19 protein-coding genes are annotated in these 24,220 nt (G+C 28.6%); all 19 read right to left on the bottom strand.

Features of this window, described 5'->3' with window-relative positions; genetic code table 11:
* Positions 1–129: 129 nt before the first annotated feature.
* Complete coding sequence (locus tag I2H23_RS08095) at positions 130–1,476, bottom strand: glucose-6-phosphate isomerase (RefSeq protein ID WP_092922405.1); 1,347 nt, start codon at positions 1,474–1,476, stop codon at positions 130–132.
* 298 nt (positions 1,477–1,774) lie between these two features.
* Positions 1,775–3,367 carry an NAD(P)/FAD-dependent oxidoreductase gene (locus tag I2H23_RS08090; protein ID WP_092922402.1) on the bottom strand — a complete coding sequence of 531 codons (1,593 nt, stop codon included), beginning with the start codon at positions 3,365–3,367 and terminating at the stop codon, positions 1,775–1,777.
* Positions 3,368–3,454: 87 nt separating this feature from the next.
* Positions 3,455–3,772, bottom strand: a complete 318-nt coding sequence (locus tag I2H23_RS08085) for a hypothetical protein (protein WP_092922399.1) — start codon at positions 3,770–3,772, stop codon at positions 3,455–3,457.
* Between the two features lie 4 nt (positions 3,773–3,776).
* A complete protein-coding gene (locus I2H23_RS08080) occupies positions 3,777–4,157 on the bottom strand; it encodes a hypothetical protein (RefSeq protein WP_092922396.1) in 381 nt (126 codons plus the stop codon).
* Positions 4,158–4,330: 173 nt separating this feature from the next.
* The gene (locus tag I2H23_RS08075) at positions 4,331–5,383 is read right to left on the bottom strand and encodes a YecA family protein (protein ID WP_166504698.1); all 1,053 of its coding nucleotides are present in this window, start codon (positions 5,381–5,383) and stop codon (positions 4,331–4,333) included.
* A 357-nt stretch (positions 5,384–5,740) separates the two neighbouring features.
* Entirely contained in the window at positions 5,741–6,127 is a 387-nt protein-coding gene (locus tag I2H23_RS08070) for a prepilin-type N-terminal cleavage/methylation domain-containing protein (protein ID WP_092922389.1), read from the bottom strand.
* An 11-nt stretch (positions 6,128–6,138) separates the two neighbouring features.
* Positions 6,139–7,248, bottom strand: a complete 1,110-nt coding sequence (locus tag I2H23_RS08065) for a type II secretion system F family protein (RefSeq protein WP_092922386.1) — start codon at positions 7,246–7,248, stop codon at positions 6,139–6,141.
* A 31-nt stretch (positions 7,249–7,279) separates the two neighbouring features.
* The gene (locus I2H23_RS08060) at positions 7,280–8,503 is read right to left on the bottom strand and encodes a GspE/PulE family protein (protein ID WP_195581461.1); all 1,224 of its coding nucleotides are present in this window, start codon (positions 8,501–8,503) and stop codon (positions 7,280–7,282) included.
* Positions 8,504–8,869: 366 nt separating this feature from the next.
* The gene (locus I2H23_RS08055) at positions 8,870–9,943 is read right to left on the bottom strand and encodes a PRK06851 family protein (protein ID WP_195581460.1); all 1,074 of its coding nucleotides are present in this window, start codon (positions 9,941–9,943) and stop codon (positions 8,870–8,872) included.
* A gap of 258 nt (positions 9,944–10,201) precedes the next feature.
* Entirely contained in the window at positions 10,202–11,557 is a 1,356-nt protein-coding gene (locus I2H23_RS08050) for an APC family permease (RefSeq protein WP_195581459.1), read from the bottom strand.
* Between the two features lie 213 nt (positions 11,558–11,770).
* On the bottom strand, positions 11,771–12,382 hold the full coding sequence (yihA, locus tag I2H23_RS08045) for a ribosome biogenesis GTP-binding protein YihA/YsxC (RefSeq protein WP_166504697.1): 612 nt from the start codon (positions 12,380–12,382) through the stop codon (positions 11,771–11,773).
* Positions 12,382–14,730 carry an endopeptidase La gene (gene lon, locus I2H23_RS08040; protein ID WP_195581458.1) on the bottom strand — a complete coding sequence of 783 codons (2,349 nt, stop codon included), beginning with the start codon at positions 14,728–14,730 and terminating at the stop codon, positions 12,382–12,384. The genes yihA and lon overlap by 1 nt, the downstream gene beginning before the upstream one ends.
* Positions 14,731–15,192: 462 nt before the next feature.
* On the bottom strand, positions 15,193–16,440 hold the full coding sequence (clpX, locus tag I2H23_RS08035; protein ID WP_092922371.1) for an ATP-dependent Clp protease ATP-binding subunit ClpX: 1,248 nt from the start codon (positions 16,438–16,440) through the stop codon (positions 15,193–15,195).
* A gap of 15 nt (positions 16,441–16,455) precedes the next feature.
* Positions 16,456–17,046, bottom strand: a complete 591-nt coding sequence (clpP, locus tag I2H23_RS08030) for an ATP-dependent Clp endopeptidase proteolytic subunit ClpP (protein ID WP_092922368.1) — start codon at positions 17,044–17,046, stop codon at positions 16,456–16,458.
* A 79-nt stretch (positions 17,047–17,125) separates the two neighbouring features.
* Positions 17,126–18,412, bottom strand: a complete 1,287-nt coding sequence (gene tig, locus I2H23_RS08025) for a trigger factor (RefSeq protein WP_166504695.1) — start codon at positions 18,410–18,412, stop codon at positions 17,126–17,128.
* Positions 18,413–18,556: 144 nt separating this feature from the next.
* The gene (locus I2H23_RS08020) at positions 18,557–19,027 is read right to left on the bottom strand and encodes a metallophosphoesterase family protein (protein ID WP_092922362.1); all 471 of its coding nucleotides are present in this window, start codon (positions 19,025–19,027) and stop codon (positions 18,557–18,559) included.
* Complete coding sequence (rph, locus tag I2H23_RS08015) at positions 19,027–20,376, bottom strand: ribonuclease PH (protein ID WP_092922359.1); 1,350 nt, start codon at positions 20,374–20,376, stop codon at positions 19,027–19,029. Before rph ends, I2H23_RS08020 begins: the two co-directional genes overlap by 1 nt.
* A 127-nt stretch (positions 20,377–20,503) precedes the next feature.
* Positions 20,504–22,525 carry an NAD-dependent DNA ligase LigA gene (gene ligA / locus I2H23_RS08010; protein WP_195581457.1) on the bottom strand — a complete coding sequence of 674 codons (2,022 nt, stop codon included), beginning with the start codon at positions 22,523–22,525 and terminating at the stop codon, positions 20,504–20,506.
* A gap of 269 nt (positions 22,526–22,794) precedes the next feature.
* Positions 22,795–24,153 carry a 23S rRNA (uracil(1939)-C(5))-methyltransferase RlmD gene (gene rlmD / locus I2H23_RS08005; protein ID WP_092922353.1) on the bottom strand — a complete coding sequence of 453 codons (1,359 nt, stop codon included), beginning with the start codon at positions 24,151–24,153 and terminating at the stop codon, positions 22,795–22,797.
* Positions 24,154–24,220 lie beyond the last annotated feature (67 nt).

Raw genomic sequence — 24,220 nt, 5'->3', positions numbered from 1 at the left:
TTAACTCTATAATATTCTTAATACCTATATACTTTCGATTCAATAGATAAAAAGAAATCATCAGTAGATAGATAACTATTTACTGATGATTTTATTATATTACTATATTCTTAACTTAACCTTAACTGATTAAAGTCTTTTTTCTAATTCTTCTTTTTCTTTTTCAAATCCTGGCTTGCCTAAAAGAGCAAACATATTTTTCTTATATGCTTCAACTCCTGGTTGATTAAATGGATTTACCCCTAATAAGTATCCACTTAATGCACATGCCTTTTCAAAGAAGTAAACAAGATATCCAAAGTTATATTCATCTAATTGAGGTATATTTATTATTAAGTTAGGAACTTGTCCATCTGTATGAGCAAGCATTGTACCTTCAAACGCTTTTTTATTAACGAAGTCCACTGTTTTACCTGCCAGATAATTTAATCCATCTAAATCTACATCAGCTTCTTCTATAGTTATATTTCTCTTTGACTTTTCTACATTAAGAACAGTTTCAAATAATATTCTTTTTCCTTCTTGAATATATTGACCCATTGAGTGTAAATCTGTTGAAAAGTCTACTGATGCTGGGAATATTCCTTTGTTATCTTTTCCTTCACTTTCTCCATATAATTGCTTCCACCACTCAGCTACATAATGTAATTGTGGCTCATAGTTAACTAGCATTTCTACATCTTTGCCTTTTCTATGTAAAATATTTCTGACAACTGCATACTGATAACTGTAGTTAGTTTTTAAATCTGATGCTTTAAACTCTTGTGATGCATCTTGAGCACCCTTCATCATTGCATCTATATCAAGACCTGCACAAGCTATAGGTAATAATCCTACTGGTGTTAATACAGAGAAACGACCACCCACATCATCAGGTATTATAAATGTCTCGTATCCTTCTTCATTTGCTAATTGTCTTAAAGCACCTTTTTTAGCATCTGTTGTTGCATATATTCTTTTACTTGCTTCTTCTTTTCCATATTTCTTTTCTAAGAAATCTTTAAATATTCTAAATGCAATAGCAGGCTCTGTTGTTGTACCTGATTTAGATATTACATTTATAGATACATCTTTATCTTTTATAACATCTAATAAGTCCATCATATATGTTGAACTTATATTATTCCCTACATAATATATTTGAGGAGATTTTCTATCTTCTCTTTCTAAATTGTTTCTAAAAGAATGACTTACCATTTCAATTGCTGCTCTAGCTCCAAGGTAAGAACCCCCTATACCTATAACTAGCAATACATCTGAATCTGACGTTATCTTGTCGGCTGCTTTTTTTATTCTAGAAAACTCTTCTTTATCATAATTATTTGGAAGTTCTACCCATCCTAAAAAATCATTTCCTAAACCAGTTTTTTCATGTATCATACGGTGTGCTGCATCTACATACGTTTGCATACAATCGATTTCATGTTGTTTAAAAAAACCTAATGCCTTACTATAATCAAACTTTATAGTTCCCATAAACGTACCTCTCTTCTTTTTTTAGTATAATGAAATTATAACATAAAATATAGATTACATTAATAAAAAAATAACAAGTAAATTATTTATTCATATACATATTATAATCATATTTTACAATCTTAGTATAATTTCTATTTATTCATTATTTATACTATTATATTTATGTATTTTTTTAATAATTTTACAGTTTAATAATTATCAATCGTTAAAATTTTAACCATAATTTATAATAAATTCTATTTATCTATAAAAAAATACTATGAACTAGAATTGAATTAGTTCATAGTATTTTTACTTATATATTTGAATATTTCATTATAATTTTTTCTGCACACTTTATTCCATCTACTGCAGCTGTAACTATACCACCTGCATATCCTGCGCCTTCTCCACATGGATATAGATTTTTAACATTTACAGACTCTAAAGTTTCCTCATCTCTAACTATTCTTATAGGAGCTGATGATCTAGTTTCCACACCTGTTAAAACTGCATCATGCATAGCAAATCCATTTAATCTTTTATCTAAAGAAATTAATGATTCTTTCATAGTTGTAGTTACGAACTCCGGAAGGCATTCTCTTAAGTCGACAAACTCTATTCCTGGTTTATATGATGGTTCTATACTACCTAATGATGTAGATACTTTATCATTTAAAAAATCTCCTACAAGTTGAGCTGGAGCATTATAATTTTTTCCACCTAATTCATAAGCTAGTCTTTCATATTTCTCCTGGAAATATACTCCTGCTAATGGATCATCACTTCCAAAGTCTTCAGGAAGCACATTTACTAAGAAAGCACTATTTGCATTTACCTGATCTCTTGCATGCTCACTCATACCATTTGTTACTACTTCAAATTCATTAGATGCTGAGGCTATTACAGTACCTCCTGGGCACATACAGAATGTATATGCAGTTCTACCATTTGATGCGTGATCTATAAGTCTATAGTCTGCTGCACCTAATCTAGGATGATTATAATACTCTTTGTACTGAGACTTATTTATCAATTCCTGAGGATGCTCAATTCTCGCTCCTATAGCAAAAGGTTTTTGAATTATTTTTACACCTCTTTTATTTAACATTTTATAAGTATCTCTTGCACTATGACCTATTGCAAGTATTATAACTTCTGATTCTATTTTTTCCACATCATTTACTACTACTGATTTTATCTCTCCATTTTCAATTTCAATATCTGTAACCTTAGCATCAAACTTAACTTCTCCGCCAAGTCTTATTATTTCATTTCTTATATTCTTAACTACACCCTTTAATATATCTGTCCCTACATGTGGCTTATGAGAGTATAATATTTCGTTTGGAGAACCAAAATTAACAAGTTCTTCTAGAACTTTTCTACATCTTATATCTTTTATCCTTGTAGTAAGCTTACCATCTGAGAAAGTTCCTGCTCCACCTTCCCCAAATTGTACATTAGAATTATTTTTAAACTTTCTGTTAGTCCAAAAATTATATATATCTTTAGTTCTTTGGTCTACGTCTAACCCTCTTTCTAAAAGAAGTGGATTATATCCTCTTTGTGCTAATAAAAGTGCTGCAAATAATCCAGCTGGACCGCTACCTATTATTACAGGTCTATGCTTTAATTTTACTTCTCCTGTTTGAACTCCTATATATCTTGTCTCTTTTAATTTTATTACATCTTTTATATTAGCTTTTATTAATTTATCTTCATTTTTAACCTCTACATCTACAGTGTACACAAAATCAATCTTCCCTCTTCTTGCATCTATAGATTCTTTATATATAGTGTACTTTATAAGGTCTTTTTCTTTTATTTTCAATTTTTTTAATATAAGTTTCTTTAATACTAATATATCTTCATTTATGCTTATTTTTAAATTAGATACTCTTAACATAACTTTCCTCCTATTTAAGTTTTAATATTTTGTATTTTTCTTTATATCTAAAAATACATTAAACAATATAAAAGCTAGGGTATATACCTAGCTTTCTATAAATATTACATCTATATTCTCTTTTTTTAGACTTTCTTCCCAAATTTCATCTAATATAAACGCTTTAATATCTTCTTTTATACTTGATTTATCTAATTTGGGGTTTACATTTTTCACTAAAGCTAACATATCCATTGATTTACCTATTTTCTCTACATAAATAGGATTAACTTTAATACTAACTAATTTTAGATCACATATAAATTGTTCTTTATCACTTAAGTCTATTCTATCGTCGTATTTATAAATTTTAAATTCTGTTACACCTTCAAAAGGTGTTATTTCTTCTATACCTGCTAAATTCATATTGTTAGTCCTTTTTAGTTATAAGTCCTCTTATAACCTTCATATTGTTGAATATTTTTTCTAAGAATATTTCAGCTTCTTCATTATCATCTAAAAGAGCTATTTGTAATTCATCATTTTCAGATATACCTTTATTTTTACAGTATTCTTTTCCTATTTCTATTAATTCATTTTTCTTATCTTGAGATAAGTCAAATTCCTTATAATCTATTATTATATATTGTTTAGTTTTTTGAACACTAGATTCATTATATCCTATTTCTATATGATAAATAACCGCATAAAGGTTATTTGGATTTTCTTCTCCATTATACACAGGAACTGCTGGATTAGATTTTATGTAATTTGTTGATACGGCAATTGCGCTTCCTAACTTAAGACTCATACATGTACCTCTTTCTGTATATTTTATATCTTTATTTTATACATTATTTGAACATATTAAAACCTTTTTTTAATAAAAAATATAAAATTTATACAGATATATTTATATTTTTGGATAAAATTTTAGGAATTATATTTAAATATAATTCCTAAAATTTTAGTTTATACTTTTTATTAAGATACTTTAAGATCTTTATATCTTTTTCCTAATGTACTAGGGCTTATTTCATACTTCTTAGATATTTGAGCTTGTGTTATACTTTCACCAGCATTTTTCTTTATGTGGTATTCAACAGCAGCTGCCCATCCATTTTCAGATCCTTTGACATCTGAGTTTGTTTTTGTATACTCTTTCCAGAATGATACACAAGCATCTATATGCTCAGCTTCAACATTTTGTCTAAGAACAGAACATACTTTACAATCATCTTCTTGTCCATCTTCAGAAGTTAAAGCTACTTCTTCTTGTACTTTTTTCATTTTTGATTCTTTTTGTTCTTTTAAATATTCTGCTATACTTGGATCAAGTAATTGTTGCATATACTTATATAATATGTGTGTATGATGTATTAAGAATGTCTTCATATCTTTATATAGATCTTCATATTGATTGAATAGATATCTAACATCATTGCATATTACATCCTTAACTGCATTAGATATGCTTATAGTTACATCTATTAGTATACTAGTTCCTTCTATTTCAACTATTCTAGCTATCATGCAACTTCCAACTTTAAAGTCTTTTAATAAGTTGATGTCTTCTGTTGAAATTTCTCTCTCAGTTAAACAGTCTTTTAATACTATTTTACCTTCTAATATTTCTGTAACTTCATATACGCTTACGTAAGATTCAAATAAGCTTCTTAACACTTCAACATCTTGAGTTGTTAAGTTATCTCTATTTTCTTCATAAAATTCAACTGTCATTACTTTCTTATTTTCCATTATGTGGTCTTGGATAAAATAAGTGTTGAAGAATCTTTCGAATTTTTCATTAGTTGCTTCATCCTCAACTATATAGAACATTTCCTTAGCTTTTTCACATTCTTCTTTAAATTTATCTTGTTTAGCAAATTCCTGTATTCTTGTATATAATTGTGAATATTGTTTTTGTGTAGAACTAACTTTTCTCTCAGCTCTCTCCATAACAACATCTTTATTTAAACAGCATTTTTTATATTTTTTGCCACTTCCACAAGGGCATAACTCATTTCTCCCTAACAATGTGACTGTCACTCCTTCATTTTTATATTAGATTAAAGTACAATTTATTATTATACCATTTTTTATTAAATGATTCTATAAATATCATATTATTTTATTAAATTTATGTATACTGTTAAGTTTTGGTATATAAAATTGACCTTTGGATATATATAGTGTTTCTACAGATTTTTTAAATATTCCTTCATATTTATTTTGTCATTTTTATACTTAATACTATTAAATATCTTATAAGACTTTGTATATATACACTATCCTTTCTTAAAATATGTTTTTCTTTTCAAAATCTATCCTAATATACAAAAAAACTATCTAAATTTATAGATAGTTCTTATTTTTTATTTTGTATTCTATTTTTTAAGATTCTTTTTCTGGATAAAAAGGTTCTTTATCAATTAAAACTGATACGTCTCCCTTCTCAGATATTTCAACCTTAAAACTAGATTCTTTATCTTTACTCTGTGGTCTTGGAGCTACTGTAATAAATCCTTTTGTTACTAACTCTTGGATAATGTCGGTCTCATTATTTATTTTATTTATTTCAATTTCTCCACTTTGTATGGCTAAATTTGTAGCCGTAACTAAACCTGATGCTGCTACCTTATCGGCATTAATTTTTGCCGTCTGCTGAACTTCTCCAAACTTCAGAAATCCTATCCCAGATAATATTCCTAAAATAGTTATAACTATAACCATTTCTACTAGTGTGAATCCTTGCTTCTTTTTGCTTTTTTTATTAATCATAATTTCACCTCTTAAAATGAACTTGATAAATCAAACATAGGAGTTATCATTGCTATAGCAAATACCCCCACAAAAATACCTATTATGACTATTATTGTAGGTTCTATAGATTTGATTACTTTCTCTATTTTTGTACTTAGTTTGCTTGTATATAGATCTTCGCTAGATTTTAAACATCTATCTAATCGCCCACTTTCTTCTCCTATTTTTATTATACTTATGAGCGATTTTGGAAATATATTTGATAAGCTTATTGAATATGAAATACTATTCCCTTTGTTGATATGATCTATTGAAATTAAAATTTTTTTATAAATATATTTATTATCAATAACTCTTGCAGATATTTCTACTGCCTCAGTTATCTGTATACCACTTTCTATTAATAGCCTTAGTGTTGAACAAAATCTACTAGCCACTAATAATTCTATTATACCTCTTATTATTGGCAATCTTAATGCTACTATATATAGTATAGCTTTAAATGTGTAAGTATATTTATATAAATAAAATATCCCAGATACTATTGATAATAAACCAAATATTATTGTACTAAAGTTATTTCTGAAGAATTTTCCTAAATTTATAAGTACCTTTGTTAATACTGGAATATCTATATCATTTACTATGAAAATAGATTCAAAATTTGGTATTATCATAGTTATTGCAACTATTACAGAGATTAAAAATGATATACAAACAAATGCTGGGTATATCAACATATTTTTTATCCTAGACTTGGACTTATATTGATTGTCATAATACTTAGCTAGATTATTCATAGCATATTCTAACTTTCCAGTAACTTCACCTGCTCTTATAGTACTTATAAAAAACATTGAAAATGAATTTGTATTTTGAAATGATTGACTTATAGAATTACCTTTTTGTATATCTTGTATTATTTTATTTATGACTCTTCTTATCTTTGGGCTTGATTGATTTCTTATTAATTCAAATGCATTTATTATATGACATCCTGAATCTAATAATATACCCATTTCATTGCATAAATCTTTTAATTCTCTATCTTTTAATTTGTATGATTTCTCTTTTAACTTTTTATTTTTATTATTTACTACTTTACTTTCAGTAAAATCCTCATATATATTAGAATCCATTTTCTCCTCGTTTATTGTATAAATTATAATTTTAAATACCTATTTCTGAACTTATGTATTCTTCTTCAGTAGTTATATTATTATCGATTAAATCTTTTGCACTTTCTTCAAATGTTATCATGCCATTTTTTATTGCAGTATCTTTTATGGTGTTATAATCTTGCATATTTTGTATATCTTTTCTTATATCATTATCTATTTCTAGTATTTCATAAATAGCAGTTCTTCCTTTATAGCCCAATCCATTACATTCTTCGCACTCCCTATTTGTATGTTTCTCATTAGTTTGGTTTAATTCAATTACTTCCTTCTGCATAATACAAGTGGTACATACTTTTCTTATGAGCTTTTGAGATATAATTCCTATTAGAGATGCACTTATCAAATATTGTGGTATTTCCATATCTAATAATCTAGATATGGCAGATACTGCATCTTTAGTATGTATAGTACTTATCACTAAATGGCCTGTAGTAGCTGCTTTTATTGCTATTTTTGCTGTTTCTATATCTCTTATTTCTCCAACTATAATTATATCTGGGTCTTGTCTTAATATAGACCTTAATCCATTTTCAAAACTCAAGCCTACTTTATTATTTACTTGTATCTGGTTTACTCCTTCTATTTTGTACTCTACAGGATCCTCTATAGTCACTATGTTTTTACTTGTGCATTTTAAATCATTTATTATAGAGTATACTGTTGTGGTTTTTCCACTTCCTGTTGATCCTGTTACTAATAATATCCCTGACTTTTTATTTATAATACTTTCTATCTTATCTATAGCTTTATTAGAAAATCCAAGTTCTTCTTTTCTTTTTAGAAATGACTTTCTATTTAATATTCTTAAAACAATTTTTTCACCATAAACAGTTGGTAGAGTTGATGCTCTAATATCAATCACTTGACCTTTTACCTCAATGGCAAGTCTACCATCTTGAGGTAATCTTTTTTCAGTTATATTCATAAATGTATCTAATTTTATTACTACTAATAGTTGTTGATATACTTCATATTCTATTTTTATATCTTCTACTAAGAATCCATCTATCCTTAACCTAACTATTATATGCTCTTTAAATGGTTCTATGTGTATATCACTAGCATTTTTTATTATAGCTTTGTCTAATATACTTTTAAAAATGTCTCTTGCATAAGTTTCATTTAAATTTATATTATTTCCTATGTACAATTCTTCTTCTGGTCTTTTTAGAACTTCTTCTTTTAGATCATTTTGTATGTGTTTATGTTTCATATTAAACACTTTGTATTTGTTTCTAATTATTTTATTTTTTAAAGATATACTCTCAATTTTATTTAGGTTTATTTTATTTACCTCCTATATACTCAAATTTACCTTGATAATTAATTTTTCCAATTTGATACTCTCTAATTAGTATCGCCATCATGCTACTTATTAATATATACTAGTTAATATTATCAACATATATTTGTCTTTCATACAACTATACTCCCTATAAATTAATTTTTATGTTATTTAATTTCTAATAATATCATCCATATTTTTAATAACTCTTTAGAGTTCTAAGTATATTAAATAATATGTAGTTTAATTCTAATAAAAAAAGAGAAAGACACGTTGTGCCTTTCTCTTTTTTTATTATTCTTCATACTTCAAAATTCTATTTATTATCTCTTCTTTTAACTCTTCCATTTTATCAAAGTTCATATTAGGCACATAGTATGCTTCTATAATATCATGCTTTGCCTTAGCCTTTTTTAAGTTTGATATAGCATAATTTAATAGCTCATCAAATACTTTTTTATCAAACTTAATTTCTTCTATATATTTTTCTAATTTTTCTTCATCTAGGTAAGCATTTAAATTTATAGTATTCTTACCTTCAAATAAATTACTTACGGTTATACCTATATCTAAATCTTTTATTATTACAGTTTCAATCTTATCCTTAATAAGTGGATAATGAAAAATTTCCACATTCATTCCCTTTTGAATGGCTTTATCACATATATTTCGTAAAAACGTAGTTTTACCTGTTCCTATATTACCTTTCAAGTGATATACCTTATTAACTTGACTTAATATACTATCTGCATAATCTAAATGTCCGACTGGTGTTATAGCTGTTCCAAATAAATGTCTTGGTGATTTATAAATACCAGTACTACTAGAATCTTTAAATATATCGTGTATAAAATGCTCTATTTTTAGATTTACTTGACCAAAGTCCATGCAATCTCTATACTTTTCTTCTATATCATAATAAATTGGCTCAGCAGCTTTTAAATACTTATATGCTCTTTTAAATGAGTTACTTATATCTTTTCCACATTCTACAATAGTATCTTTATTTTTTTCTAATTTTTCTACATCCCAATATTCACCAAAATTTAATATTTCATCTATAGCACCAGGGTCTTTTGGGTCTACAATATGCGGTGCAGTTGCATCTAGCAGAACTACTCCTAATTTAAGTATCACAACCCCATCTAAAGAGCTTGGATCTGATGGACAGTAGTGTAGCTCTACATCATACCCTTTTTCAATAAATTCTTTTGCTATTTTTTTCATAAATGATGATTTTCCAACTCCTGGTCCACCTTTTAAGCAAAAGATTCTATTAACATTTTGAGGTATTATATTATCAAAAAAATTAAATGATCCATTTGCCGTATTTCCACCTGGGAATAACTTCCTAACTCTACCTGCCATGATTTAGCCCCCTCATATTTTTCTTCTACTTTATAAAATATTAATTTGCATTTTATTTTGTTACTATCTTAAAAATTATTTTGTCTATAACTAATTATTTTAATACATTTTTTAATATTAAAATTCAATGAATGCTTTTTATAGTTATATTCTTATTTACTTATAATATCTATTTAATAATTTTGTAATATAGCTATATCTAACTAAATAATCTTAAATAAAAATAGAACCGTCTCAATTTTGAGACGGCTCCTTATACTACGCTACATTATTTTGTATTTCTTGTTTTATCTTCTTATTTTTAATTATATTATAAATTGGCAAGCCAGCTAATGTTATTATAAGTCCTAATATAGCATTTTGTGTTTGAGTGATAAATGTACTAACAACAATAAATACTCCTCCTATTATTGCTATTATAGGTATTACTGGATATAACGGTACTTTATATGATCTCTTCATATTTGGCTTATCTTTTCTAAGTTTTATAACTCCTACAAATAACATTGTGTAGAATATCCATATTGTAAATATTGCTAAATCAGATAGGAAATTGAACTGACCTGATAAAGAATATATTATTGCTAACCCAGCTATTAACCACATTCCATTTAATGGAACACCATTATTATTTAACTTAGCAAAAGTTTTTGAAAAAGGTATTCTCCCGTCACATCCCATTATATAAGGTATTCTTCCTCCGGTCATCAAGAAACCATTTAATGTTCCAAATACCGATATTAATATACCTACACTTATCACCTTAGCTCCTGATTCTCCAAATAATTTACTTGCTACAAGTGTAGCTGGTGCACTTACTGCTGCCATCTCTGATGCTGGAACAACACATAAGTATGCTATATTTATAATTATGTATACTCCCATTACTAAAGAAATTCCGCCTACTATAGCTTTAGGTAAATGCTTAGCTGGATCTTTCATCTCACCTGCTAATGCTCCCACATATATCCATCCATCGTATGCAAATAAAGTTGCTATAAGTACTTGAGATATGGCGCTAACCATATTCGTATTTTCACCTACCAGAGGTGTCATTATATCTGTTGATGGTTCTCCTTTTATAAATCCAAATATAACTATAAGTGCTAAAGGTATTAACTTACATATTGTAGATACAGTTTGTATTCCTCCTCCAAATTTGGCACCTAGAGAATTTAATAAAGCTATAAGCACTATTACTCCTATTGCAATTAAAATTACATATATGTCACTTTGTAAACTCAATAAGCTCACTGCTTCTTGTGCAAATATAATTCCTAGCGCTGCTGTTATTGCAGGTATAAATAGTATAGATTGCATCCATCCTGTTAAAAATCCTACTTTTTCACCGTAAATTTCTTCTAAATAAACTATTAATCCACCTGGTTTTACTATACTAGAAGATATTTCAGCTGCTGTAAGCCCAGCAGCTATAGTTATAAGTCCCCCTATTAACCATGCTAAAAGTCCTAGACCTGCTCCTCCATTTGTAGATTCATATATGGCTTGTGGTTTAAAGAATACTCCCGAACCTATTAGCATTCCTACTACCGTAGAAAGTGCTGCACTTAAGCCTAATGTCTTTCTTAATCCTTTTTGATTATTGTTACTCATTGTTTCACCCCCAAGTTGCTCTATTTCGTGTTATTTTACATATTTTACTATTTAATTTAATAAATATCAATATAAATTGACATTTTAGTTTTAATTTTTTAAATTTTTTTAATTTTAAAATATTTACTTTAATTAATATAAATTTATAAATTATTTTTCTATAAATAATATAAAAAAATAGACTATCTCAGTTTTGAGATAGTCTATTTCATACTAGTCAACAGTTATTTCATAACCAGCTTCATTGTATTGGCTTATTATTTCTTTCCATATTTCTTCTACTCCAGTTTTCTTAAGAGAAGATATAGGAAGTATCTTTTCATCTTTATCTAATTGTAATTTCTTTCTTATCATACTAAAATGCTTTTGGTATTTACCTTTAGCTATTTTATCTGCTTTAGTAGCTATTACTACGCATTTATATCCAAAGTGCTTTATCCATTCATACATCATAACGTCATCACTTGTAGGTTCATGTCTTATATCTACTAATAAGAATATTGCACATAATTCTTCTCTATCAGCTAGATATCTTTCCATTATAGTTCCCCATTTTTCTTTTTCAGATTTTGCAACCTTTGCATATCCGTAACCTGGAAGGTCAACAAAGAAAAATTCTTGGTTTATAAGATAGAAGTTTATTGTTCTAGTTTTACCAGGCGTCTGACTTGTTCTAGCAAAATTTCTTCTATTTAATAATGTATTTACTGTTGATGATTTTCCAACGTTAGATCTACCAACTAAAGCTATTTCTGGTATACCTTCGTCTGGGTATTGAGCTCTGTTTACTGCACTCATTGTTATTTCTGCACTTCTAATTTTCATTACTTTTCACCATTCCTTACTAATGCCTGCTCTAATACTTGGTCCATATGGTCTACAAGTACAAATTCCATTTTTTCTTTTACATTTTCAGGTATTTCATCTAAATCAGCTTCACACTCTTTTGGAAGTAATACCTTTGTTATTCCAGATCTATGTGCAGCCAATAGTTTTTCTCTAACTCCACCTACAGCTAAAACTCTTCCTCTAAGAGTTATTTCTCCTGTCATAGCAACATCATTTCTTACTGGTATATTTGTTAATGCTGATAAAACAGCTAAAGCCATTGTTATACCTGCTGATGGACCATCTTTAGGTACTGCACCTTCTGGTAAATGTATGTGTATATCTTTATTTTGGTAAAAATCAGGATCTATATCAAATTTGTCAGCAATTGATCTTATATAAGATATACCTGTTCTAGCTGATTCTTTCATTACATCACCTAGTTTACCAGTTAATACTATTTGGCCTTTACCTTTTACAACATTTACTTCTACAGTTAGAGTTTCTCCTCCAACAGACGTCCATGCAAGACCTGTTACAACACCTACTTCTGGTTTAGTTCCTGCTAATTGATGTCTATATTTATTCTTACCTAAGTAATCATCTAGGTCAGATTTATTTATAACTATTTCTTCTAAAGATTTATCTTCTACATACTTTTTAGCTGCTTTTCTGCATATTTTACCTATAGTTCTTTCAAGGTTTCTTACCCCTGCTTCTCTAGTATAAGATCCTATTATCTCTCTCATAGTTTCTTCATTTATTTTAACAAAACCAGGTGCTAAACCATGTTCTTTTATTTGTTTAGGTAATAAATATTTATTAGCTATATTAAGCTTTTCCTCTTCTATATATCCAGATACCTCTATTATTTCCATTCTATCTAATAAAGGTCTTGGAATAGTTCCTAAGCTATTTGCAGTTGTAACAAATAATATTTTTGATAAATCAAAAGGAACTTCCATGTAGTGATCCACAAAATCTTTGTTTTGCTCTGGATCTAAAACTTCTAACATTGCAGCAGATGGATCTCCCTTATAATCTGCTGACATTTTATCTATCTCGTCTAGTAAGAATACTGGATTTTTAGTTTTGGCTTCTTTTATTCCATTTATTATTCTTCCTGGTATAGCTGCTACATAAGTTCTTCTATGACCTCTTATTTCAGCTTCATCTCTAACTCCACCTAAAGATATTCTAACGAATTTTCTTCCTAATGAGTTCGCTATCGATTTTGCTATAGATGTTTTACCAACACCTGGAGGTCCTACTAAACATATGATAGGTCCTTTTAGTGATTTTGATAATGTTCTTATAGCTAAATACTCAAGTATTCTTTCTTTTACTTTTTCTAATCCATAATGTTCATTATCTAATATTTCTTTAGCTTTTTCTATATCAAGCTTGTCTCTAGTTTCATTGTTCCAAGGTAATGAGAATATATTATCTAAATACCCTCTTAAAACTGATACATCTGGAGACATTGGTGATATTCTAGAAAACTTATCTATTTCTTTAGATATCTTTTCTTTTGTTTCTTTAGGAGCTTTTATTTTCTTAAGCTTTGCTCTATACTCGTCAGCTTCAGAATTTATGTCTTCTTCTTCTCCTAATTCTTTTTGTATAGCTTTTAATTGTTCTCTTAGGTAATATTCCTTTTGAACCTTATTCATTTGCTTTTTAACTCTTAGAGTTATTTTCTTTTCTATTTTAAGTATATCTATCTCTTCTAAAAGAGTTTTGTATATTAATTCTAATCTTTTCTTAATATCAAATTCTTCTAAAACTTCTTGCTTTTGTTCTGGTTTTAGATAGATATTAGCAGCTATAGTGTCTATAAAACGATCTACATTTTCTATTTCACCTAGAGATATTAATATTTCTGGTGATACTCTATTTCCTATGTTTATGTACTCTTCAAATGCATCAAACACATTTCTTACAAGTGCTTCTACCTCAATATCTTCTTCTGCATTTTCATCATCGTATGCTATTTCCTCTATTGTTGCTTTAAAATACCCTTCTTCATTGCTTACTTCTTTTATTTTACCTCTTGAAATTCCTTCTACTAATACACGTACTGTATCCCCAGGAAGTTTTATCATTTGTTTAACTTTACATATAGTTCCTACATGATAAAAATCATCTTCTGTTGGCTCATCAACTTCTGCTGCTTTCTGAGAAGTTAAGAATACTAACTCATCAGCTAACATAGCTTGGTCTAAAGCTTTTAAAGATATTTCTCTTCCTATGTCAAAGTTTAGTATCATATATGGGAATATCGCTAATCCCCTCAGTGGAATTAGCGGTAATTCATGTTCTATCTTCGTATAATTCTGTTCCACTAATATCACTCCTTAAAGTGCTAGATTTTATTGCTTTATATATTATATATTTACAATCCCTAATTTTCAACATTTATAGAAAAATTCACTTTTCTTAAAGAATGTATAAACAAATTTATTGATTTGATAAAATCTTTTATCATTTTTCTCTTATTTTATTATGTTGTAATATTGAATGTAATATACTAATGAATAAACTTTATATTTTCTATTTTAAGATAATATATATTTATAAATATACTCTTATATAATTTTTATGATAAACTTTAAATAGGTTTTATATGAATAGTTTATATGATATTTTAATAATAAACAAGTTTTGACTATTATATGTAATGATCCTCTTTTATCTAATTAATGATATTTTATACTTTTTAAAGTTTATTAATCTATTAATACCCATTAATTATAGTTATAAAATCCTTACATTTAAAAAGGAGCTTTTAAGGCTCCTCTTTTTTATTATGCACTTTCTTCTTGATCTTTTAATATAAATACTGGTTGTTCTCCTTTAGTTACACATTCCTTTGTAACTACAACTTTTTTAACGTCATCTCTTGATGGAACTTCAAACATGCTCTCCATCATGATTCCTTCAACTATACTTCTAAGACCTCTTGCACCTGTGTTTCTTTCTATAGCTTTATTAGCTATTGCACGAAGTGCGTCATCTTCGAATTCTAGTTCAACGTCATCTATTTCTAAAAGCTTTTTGTATTGTTTTACTAAAGCATTTTTAGGTTCTTTTAATATTTGAACTAAAGCATTTTCATCTAATAATTCTAGAGTTGCAACAACAGGAATCCTTCCTATAAACTCTGGTATTAAACCAAATTTAAGTAAATCTTCTGGAAGTACTTGGGCATATACCTTTCCTAAATCCATTTCTTTTTTACTTTCAATTTTAGCTCCAAATCCTAGAGTTTTTTCTTTACCACGGCCTTGTATTATTTTTTCAATACCATCAAAAGCTCCACCTAATATAAATAATATATTAGTTGTATCTATTTTTAAGAATTCTTGATGTGGATGCTTTCTACCACCTTGTGGTGGAACGTTAGCTGTTGTTCCTTCTAATATTTTTAAAAGAGCTTGTTGAACACCTTCTCCACTAACATCTCTAGTTATAGATGGATTTTCTGATTTTCTAGCTATCTTATCTATCTCATCTATATATATTATTCCTCTCTCAGCCTTTTCTACATCAAAGTCAGCTGCTTGGATAAGCTTTAGTAGTATGTTTTCTACGTCTTCTCCAACGTATCCAGCTTCTGTTAAAGATGTTGCATCAGCCATTGCAAAAGGAACATTTAGAGTTTTTGCTAGTGTTTGAGCTAATAATGTCTTCCCTGAACCCGTAGGCCCAAGTAAAAGTATATTACTCTTTTGTATTTCTACATCTTTATTGCTTGCCTTTTTACTGTATATTCTTTTATAATGATTATAAACTGCTACTGATAAAGCTTTTTTAGCTGTTTCTTGACCAATTACATAACCATTTAAGATGTCCATCATCTCTTTTGGCTTAGGTAGAGATGTTGTATCCTCTTCAACAGTGTCTTCTATTTCTTCTTGGATTATTTCATCACAAAGTTCAACACACTCATCACATATATAAACACTTGGACCTGCAATTAACCTTCTTACTTGCTCTTGGTTTTTGCCGCAGAATGAACATTTTAACTGTCTTTTGTCTTCATTTTTTGACATATTAAGCACCTCTTCCTATCTACGGTCTTTTTGTGTGATTACTTCATCTATTAAACCATATTCCTTAGCTTCTTGTGCGCTCATGAAGTTATCACGTTCAGTATCCATTTGAATAGTTTCTAATGGCTGACCTGTTCTTTCAGATAATATTTTATTTAAAGTGTCTTTCATTTTTAATATTCTTTTTGCGTGTATTTCTATATCAGTTGCTTGCCCTCTAGTCCCACCTAATGGTTGATGTATCATTATCTCACTATTTGGTAATGCAAATCTCTTTCCTTTTTCTCCTGCTGCTAATAAGAATGCTCCCATAGACGCTGCCATACCTATACAGATAGTGCTTACATCTGGTTTGATATATTGCATTGTATCATATATTGCCATTCCAGCAGTTATACTTCCACCTGGTGAATTTATATATAAATGTATATCTTTATCTGGGTCATCTGCTTCTAGGAAAAGTAATTGTGCCACTACAAGACCTGCTGTAGCATCATTTACTTCGTCTCCTAAGAATATTATTCTATCTTTTAGTAATCTAGAATATATATCGTAAGATCTTTCTCCTCTTCCTGTTTGTTCAACAACTACAGGTACTAATGCCATAGATCATACCCCCTCTATATGTTTATATTTATTTTGTTTATATATAATTTACAGTAGCCTAAAAGGCTACTGTAAAAAATTAAGCTATTACTGCATTATCAACTAATAAATCTATAGTTTTTCTTATCTTTATTTGACCTTTTATATCTTCTATATCAGTTTCTCTTAAAGATGCTTTTATTTTATCAGATTCCATGTTGTACATTTTAGCCATTTTTTCTAATTCTTCGTTCATTTCTTCTTCTGAAACTTCTATAGCTTCAGCTTTAGCTATTGCTTCTAATACTAATGAAGATTTTACTAATCTAGCAGCATCTTCTCTTCTTTCTTCTCTTAACTCTTCTATGCTTCTTCCAGTCATTTGTAATAACTGTTGTAAGTTTAATCCTTGGTATTGTAATTGCATGTTAAGTTCCATTAACATATTGTCTATTTGATGTTGTATCATAGCTTCTGGTATTTCTACTTCTGTATTTGCAGAAACTTTTTCAACTATAGCATTTCTCATTTCAGCTTCAGCTGAAGCTTTTGCGTTTTCTTCTAACTTAGCTCTTAAGTCAGATTTTAATTCAGCTAATGTATCAAACTCACTTGAATCTTTAGCAAATTCATCATCTAATTCTGGTAATTCTTTTACCTTAACATCATTTACTTTAACTTTGAATACTGCAGGCTTTCCAGCTAAGTTTTCAGCATGGTATTCTGCTGGGAACTCAACGTTTACTTCTACTTCTTCTCCAGCTTTCTTTCCTACTAATTGATCTTCAAATCCTGGTATGAAAGTGTTTGATCCTATAACTAAGCTATAGTTTTCACCTTTTCCACCTTCAAATGCTACACCATCAACGAATCCTTCGAAGTCTATTATAGCTGTGAATCCTTTTTCTAATGCTTTATCTTCTGCACTTACTAATCTAGCGTGCTTGTTTTGCATTTCTTGTAGGCTTACTTCAACTTCTGCTTCAGTTACATTATTATCAACTTTAGCTATTTCTATACCTTTGTAAGCTCCTAATTCAAACTCTGGTTTAACCTCAACAGTAACAACCATAACTAATCCGTTGTCTTTGCTTATTTCTTCTACATCTAAGTCTGGTCTATCTATTGGATCTATATCTAATTCTTTTATAGCTTCTGGATAAACTTCAGGGAATAATAATTCTATAGCATCGTTGTAGAATACCCCTTTACCGTATTGAGATTCTATTACAACTCTTGGAGCTTTACCTTTTCTGAATCCTGGTATATTGAACTTTCCTTTATTTTTATTGTATGCTTTTGTTACTGCTGCTTCAAATTTATCATTTTCTACAGTTATTTTTAAAGATACTTTAGTACCTTCTTTTTTTAATAATTCTGCTTTCATTAACTTAATCCTCCTAGTTATTGTTATGTAATTAATTTATATTGATTTTAATTTACAATATTATAGTTTAACTCTTTAATTATATCACATAAGTTTTTTTATTTACAAGTATTCACTTAGTTTATAAAACTTTTGAATACTTGTTTATATCTTAATTTCTGTCATATTTATTTTTCCATTATCTATATCTAATATTACAAAACTTTTATATGCGACTCCCCTTGGAAAAGATACACTTCCAGGATTAATATATAAAATTTCACCTTTTTCTTTACATAAAGGTGTATGAGTATGACCAAATACAACTATATCTGCATTTACAGACTTTGCTTTTATTTCTAGTTCATCTAATCCATACTTTACCCCATACTTATCCCCATGACACAAGAATATAGTTTTATCCTCTATATCAAATACCAATTCATCTTCTACATTTTCAAAATCACAATTTCCTTTTACAGCCATAATAGGAACATTAGTCATATTGTGTATATACTTAGAATCAGAAAAATTATCTCCTGCATGAATTAGTAAATCACAATCTTTTAAGTAGGGTATAGCTTTATCTATAAACTTAGTTATCATGTGTGTATCACTTACTATACCTATTTTCATTATCTCACTACCCTTTTAGAAAACTCACTTTTCATTAATTTTAATGCATTAGCTCTATGGCTTATACTATTTTTTACAGAACTTGGCATTTCTGCAAATGTTTTATTATATCCACTTACTATAAATAATGGGTCATATCCAAATCCATTTTTACCTTTTTCTTCAAATCCTATAGCCCCTTCACAAGTTCCTCTAACTACAAACTCTTTTCCATCTGGGAATACTACAGCTATAGCTGATACAAATCTTGCAGTTCTTTGACTTGCAGCCACATTATTTAAAGATTTCATTAACTTTTGTCTATTTTCTTCATCAGTTGCATTTTCTCCTGCAAATCTAGCAGAATAAATTCCTGGTTTTTTCCCTATAGCATCTACCTCTAATCCTGAATCATCAGCTATTGTTATCATATTTGTTTTCTTTGCTATAGTTCTTGCCTTTATAAGTGCATTATGTTCAAATGTTTTTCCATCTTCAACTATTTCTATTCCCGCTAAATCTACATCTTTTAATGAATATACATTGTATTCAAAGTCTTCTAGTATAGCACCTATTTCTTCTAATTTATGAGCATTATTTGTTGCTATAACAACTTCATTTCCATACTCCATACCTAATATTTCATCTGCTATTTCACCTAAAGCAGCTCTTTGCGCTTTTATTAATTCTTTATTTCCTTTTTCACCAAGTTCTAATAATTTATTTAAATCATTTCTTGAGAAAGGTCTTTCTTCTCCAGTTCCCTGAACTTCAACAAATTCACCTTTATCAGTCATTATTACATTCATATCTACATGTGCATTTGAGTCCTCTTCATAACATAAGTCAAGCATATGTTCTTGGCCAACTATACCAACACTTATTGCAGATACAAAGTTTGTTATTGGCATTTCTTTTATTGCTTTTGATTTATGTAATTTATTTAAAGCATCTACAACCGCTACAAATGCCCCTGTTATTGATGCTGTTCTAGTTCCACCATCAGCTTGAATAACATCACAGTCTACCCATATAGTTCTTTCGCCTATTTTAGATAAATCTACAACAGATCTTATAGTTCTTCCTATTAGTCTTTGTATTTCTTGAGTTCTCCCGTCTAGCTTTCCTCTTGATGCTTCTCTTATTTTTCTTTGATGAGTAGATCTTGGTAACATAGAATACTCAGCATTTATCCATCCTGTGCCAGTGTGTCTTAAAAATGGTGGTACTTTATCTTCTATTGAAGCTGTACATATTACTTTTGTTTCTCCCATTTCTATAAGCACAGAACCTTCTGCATATTTAGTATAATTTCTAGTTATTTTTATATCTCTTATTTCATCATTTTTTCTATTATTAATTCTCGCCATATAAATACCTCTCTTAACCTTGTATGCTTAGCTTTTATATATACTAATAATATTAGCATATATTGTTAATAGCTTTCTACATTCGTAATATTGTAGATGAAATATTCTTTCTACAATAGTTTATTTATTACTTTAATTCATTTTCTACTTCTTCTTTAGACTGTAAGCCTGTTAGTTGTATAAATTTATCTTCATCAATTACTTTTACACCCAAATCATTGGCTTTAGTTAATTTTGAACCTGCTTCTTCTCCAGCTAATACAAATGTTGTAGACTTACTTACACTTGAAGTAGCCTTTCCTCCCCTAGACTCTATCATCTCTTTTGCGTCATTTCTTTTAAGAGTTGGCAATGTCCCTGTAAGTACAATTTTCATCCCCTCAAATATTTTAGCAATATCAGAACTTTCATCTTGTATTGACTTTGTATTTACACCACAGCTCTTTAATTTTTCTATTAATTTTATATTCTTTTCTTCTTGGAAGAATTTCACAACACTATTTGCCATTATTCCCCCAAACTCTTCTAAGTTAACTAACTCTTCATTTGATGCAGACATTATTAAATCTAAATCCTTAAAGTTGTTAGCTAGTATTTTAGCTCCCTTAGTTCCAACAAATTTTATTCCTAATCCATTTATAAGCCTCCATAAATCATTTGATTTAGACTTTTCAATTGAGTTTAATAAGTTATTTGCTGATTTTTCTCCCATTCTATCTAGTTTTACAACTTCATCTTTATTTAATGTATATAAATCAGCTATATCTTTAATTAACCCTTTATCTAGTAAAAGTGTTATTATAGATTCTCCCAATCCATCAATATTCATAGCATCTCTAGATACAAAGTGAATTATCCCTCTTCTAATTTGAGCTGGACAAGATATATTAATACACTTAACAGCAGACTCCCCTTCTAATCTTACTGTTGGTTCAGAACATACAGGACATTTTTTCGGCATTTCAAAATCTATTTCATCTCCAGTACGCTCTTCTTTTATAACTTCTACAACTTGAGGAATTATATCACCAGCCTTTTGAACCAATACTGTATCATTTATTTTTATGTCTTTTTCTCTTATATAATCTTCATTATGAAGTGTAGCTCTGCTTACACTAGTTCCTGCTAGTCTTACAGGTTCTAATACTGCTGTAGGGGTTATTGTTCCAGTTCTACCTACTTCGACTATTATATCTAATATTTTGGTTTTCTTTTGTTCTGCTGGGAATTTATATGCTATTGCCCATCTTGGGCTTTTAGCAGTATACCCCATAGTTTCTCTTTGAGCTAAATTATTTACTTTTATAACCATACCATCTATTTCAAATCCTAGCTCACCCCTATTATCTGTCCAATATTTTATATGATCAATTACATCTTGTATATTATTATATACTTTATAATTTGGACTTACCTTAAATCCTAACTCTTTAAGATAATCTAAGGCTTCGCTGTGATTCTTAAAATCTGTGTTTTGTACATACTCTAAATTAAATATAAATATATCTAAAGGTCTTTTTGCTGTTAGCTTAGGATCTAATTGTCTTAATGAGCCTGCAGCTAAGTTTCTAGGATTAGCAAATAATTGTAATCCTTGTTTTTCTTGTTGTTCATTAACCTTTTTAAAATCATCTTTAGATATAAATACTTCGCCTCTTACACCAACTTCTTCTTGGTCTTTTATTCTTAAAGGTATACTTTTTACTGTTTTAAGATTTTGAGAAATATCTTCTCCTACAATACCATCTCCCCTAGTTGCTCCCTTTTCAAATAATCCATTATTGTATGTAAGTCCTACAGATAAACCATCTATCTTAAACTCTACAACATATTCTACTTCACCCTCTACCATGTCTCTTACTCTTTTGTCAAAATCTCTTAAGTCTTGTGCAGAGTATGCATTTGCTAAGCTTAACATTGGTATTTTATGAACTACTTGTTCAAACTTATCTAATGGTTTTCCTCCAACCCTACTTGATGGAGAATCTACTCTTTTTAACTTAGGATTTTCTTCTTCTAACTTTATTAGCTCCTTCATTAGATTATCATATTCATAATCAGATATTTCAGGAGTATCTTCATTATAGTATTTATCATTGTGATAATTTATTAAATCTATTAATTCACTTATTCTATTCTCTACATTCACTATTATCACCTCTTATGTAAAATCTTATTTTTTATTATTGCCATTTTATAACTTTAATATATTTTAGTATATCACTATAACCTTATCATTTGTTTAATTATTTCATATTATAATTTCTCTATAATAAAAAAATAAAAGTCCTTCAATTGCTTGAAGGACCAATCTATTTAAAAATAAATGTATATATGACTGCGATGATAAGTTCTGAGGTGCTATATACATTTATTTAATACTATTCTAACCAAATTCCACTATATTTATTTGCATTTTTATTTCTTTTCTAATTTTGCTACACATTCTACGTGCATAGTATGAGGGAACATATCTACTGGTTGTATTTCAGTACATCTATACCCTCTTTCATCTAGGTAATTTAGGTCTCTTGCTAATGTAGATGGATTACAAGATACATATACCACTCTATCCGGTTGCATTGATATTATTGTATCTAATACTTTCTCATCACATCCTTTTCTAGGAGGGTCTACTACAACTACATTAGCTGTTTTTCCTTCGCTATACATCTTAGGAACAACTTCTTCAGCCTTACCTACATAGAATTCAACATTGTCTAATTTATTTATCTGAGCATTTATTTTAGCATCTTTTATAGCATCTTCCACTATTTCTATTCCATAAACCTTTTTTGCCTTTTGAGCTAAGAATAATGATATAGTCCCTATTCCACAGTATATATCAAATACAGTATCATTTTCTTTTAAATCAGCATATTCTAAAGCTTTATTGTATAAAACCTCTGTTTGAACTGGATTTACTTGGAAGAATGATAATGGAGATATTTCAAATACTAAATTTCCTATATAATCATTTATTTTTCCATTTCCATATATAACTCTATTTTCTTTTCCTAATATAACATTAGTTTTTTCTCTATTTACATTAACCACTAAAGTTTTAAATCCTGGTATATTTTCTTCTAGTACTGATGCTAACTCCTTTAAATATGGCAACTTTTTGCCATTAGCTACTAATACAACCATTACTTCATTAGTCGTAAATCCTATTTTAGTTACTAAATGTCTTAATACTCCAGTGTGTGTTTTTTCATCATAAACACTTACATTATATGCATTTATATAAGTCTTTATTATTTTCACTATTTTATCATTTATGTCATGTTGTATTATACACTTGTCCATTGGAATTATATCATGGCTTTTTTTCTTATAAAAACCTATTACTGGATTATTTCCACTCTTTTGTATAGGAAATTGTGCTTTGTTTCTATACCTAAAAGGATTTTCCATTCCTATAGTATTGTGTATTTCTACGTTATCTAATTTTCCGATTCTCGTTATAACTTGTTTTACTTCATTTGTTTTTATATCTAATTGCTTTTGATATTCTAATTCTTGTACCTGACATCCACCGCAATCTTTAAGTGAATCACTACATTTTCTATCAACTCTAAATGGTGATTTTTCTATTATTTCAACTATATCTCCAACTGCATAGTTTTTCTTAGATTTGTTTATTTTAACTTTTACCTTGTCTTCTACTAATCCGCCCTCTACGAAGACTGTAAATCCATCATGTTTTCCTATTCCTACTCCACCTTGACCTATATCAACTATATCTACAATATATTCTTTATTTTTTGTCAACATCAAAGTATCCTCCGTCCGTATATTTTAAAGCTACAAGAATTTATTTTACCAAAAAAATAGAGCCTTA

It is taken from the genome of Romboutsia sp. BSD2780061687b_171204_C1 (assembly GCF_015560225.1).
Taxonomy (GTDB): domain Bacteria; phylum Bacillota; class Clostridia; order Peptostreptococcales; family Peptostreptococcaceae; genus Romboutsia_C; species Romboutsia_C hominis.
Note: the sequence above shows the minus strand (reverse complement) of the source record. Positions and strands in the feature narration are given on the sequence as shown.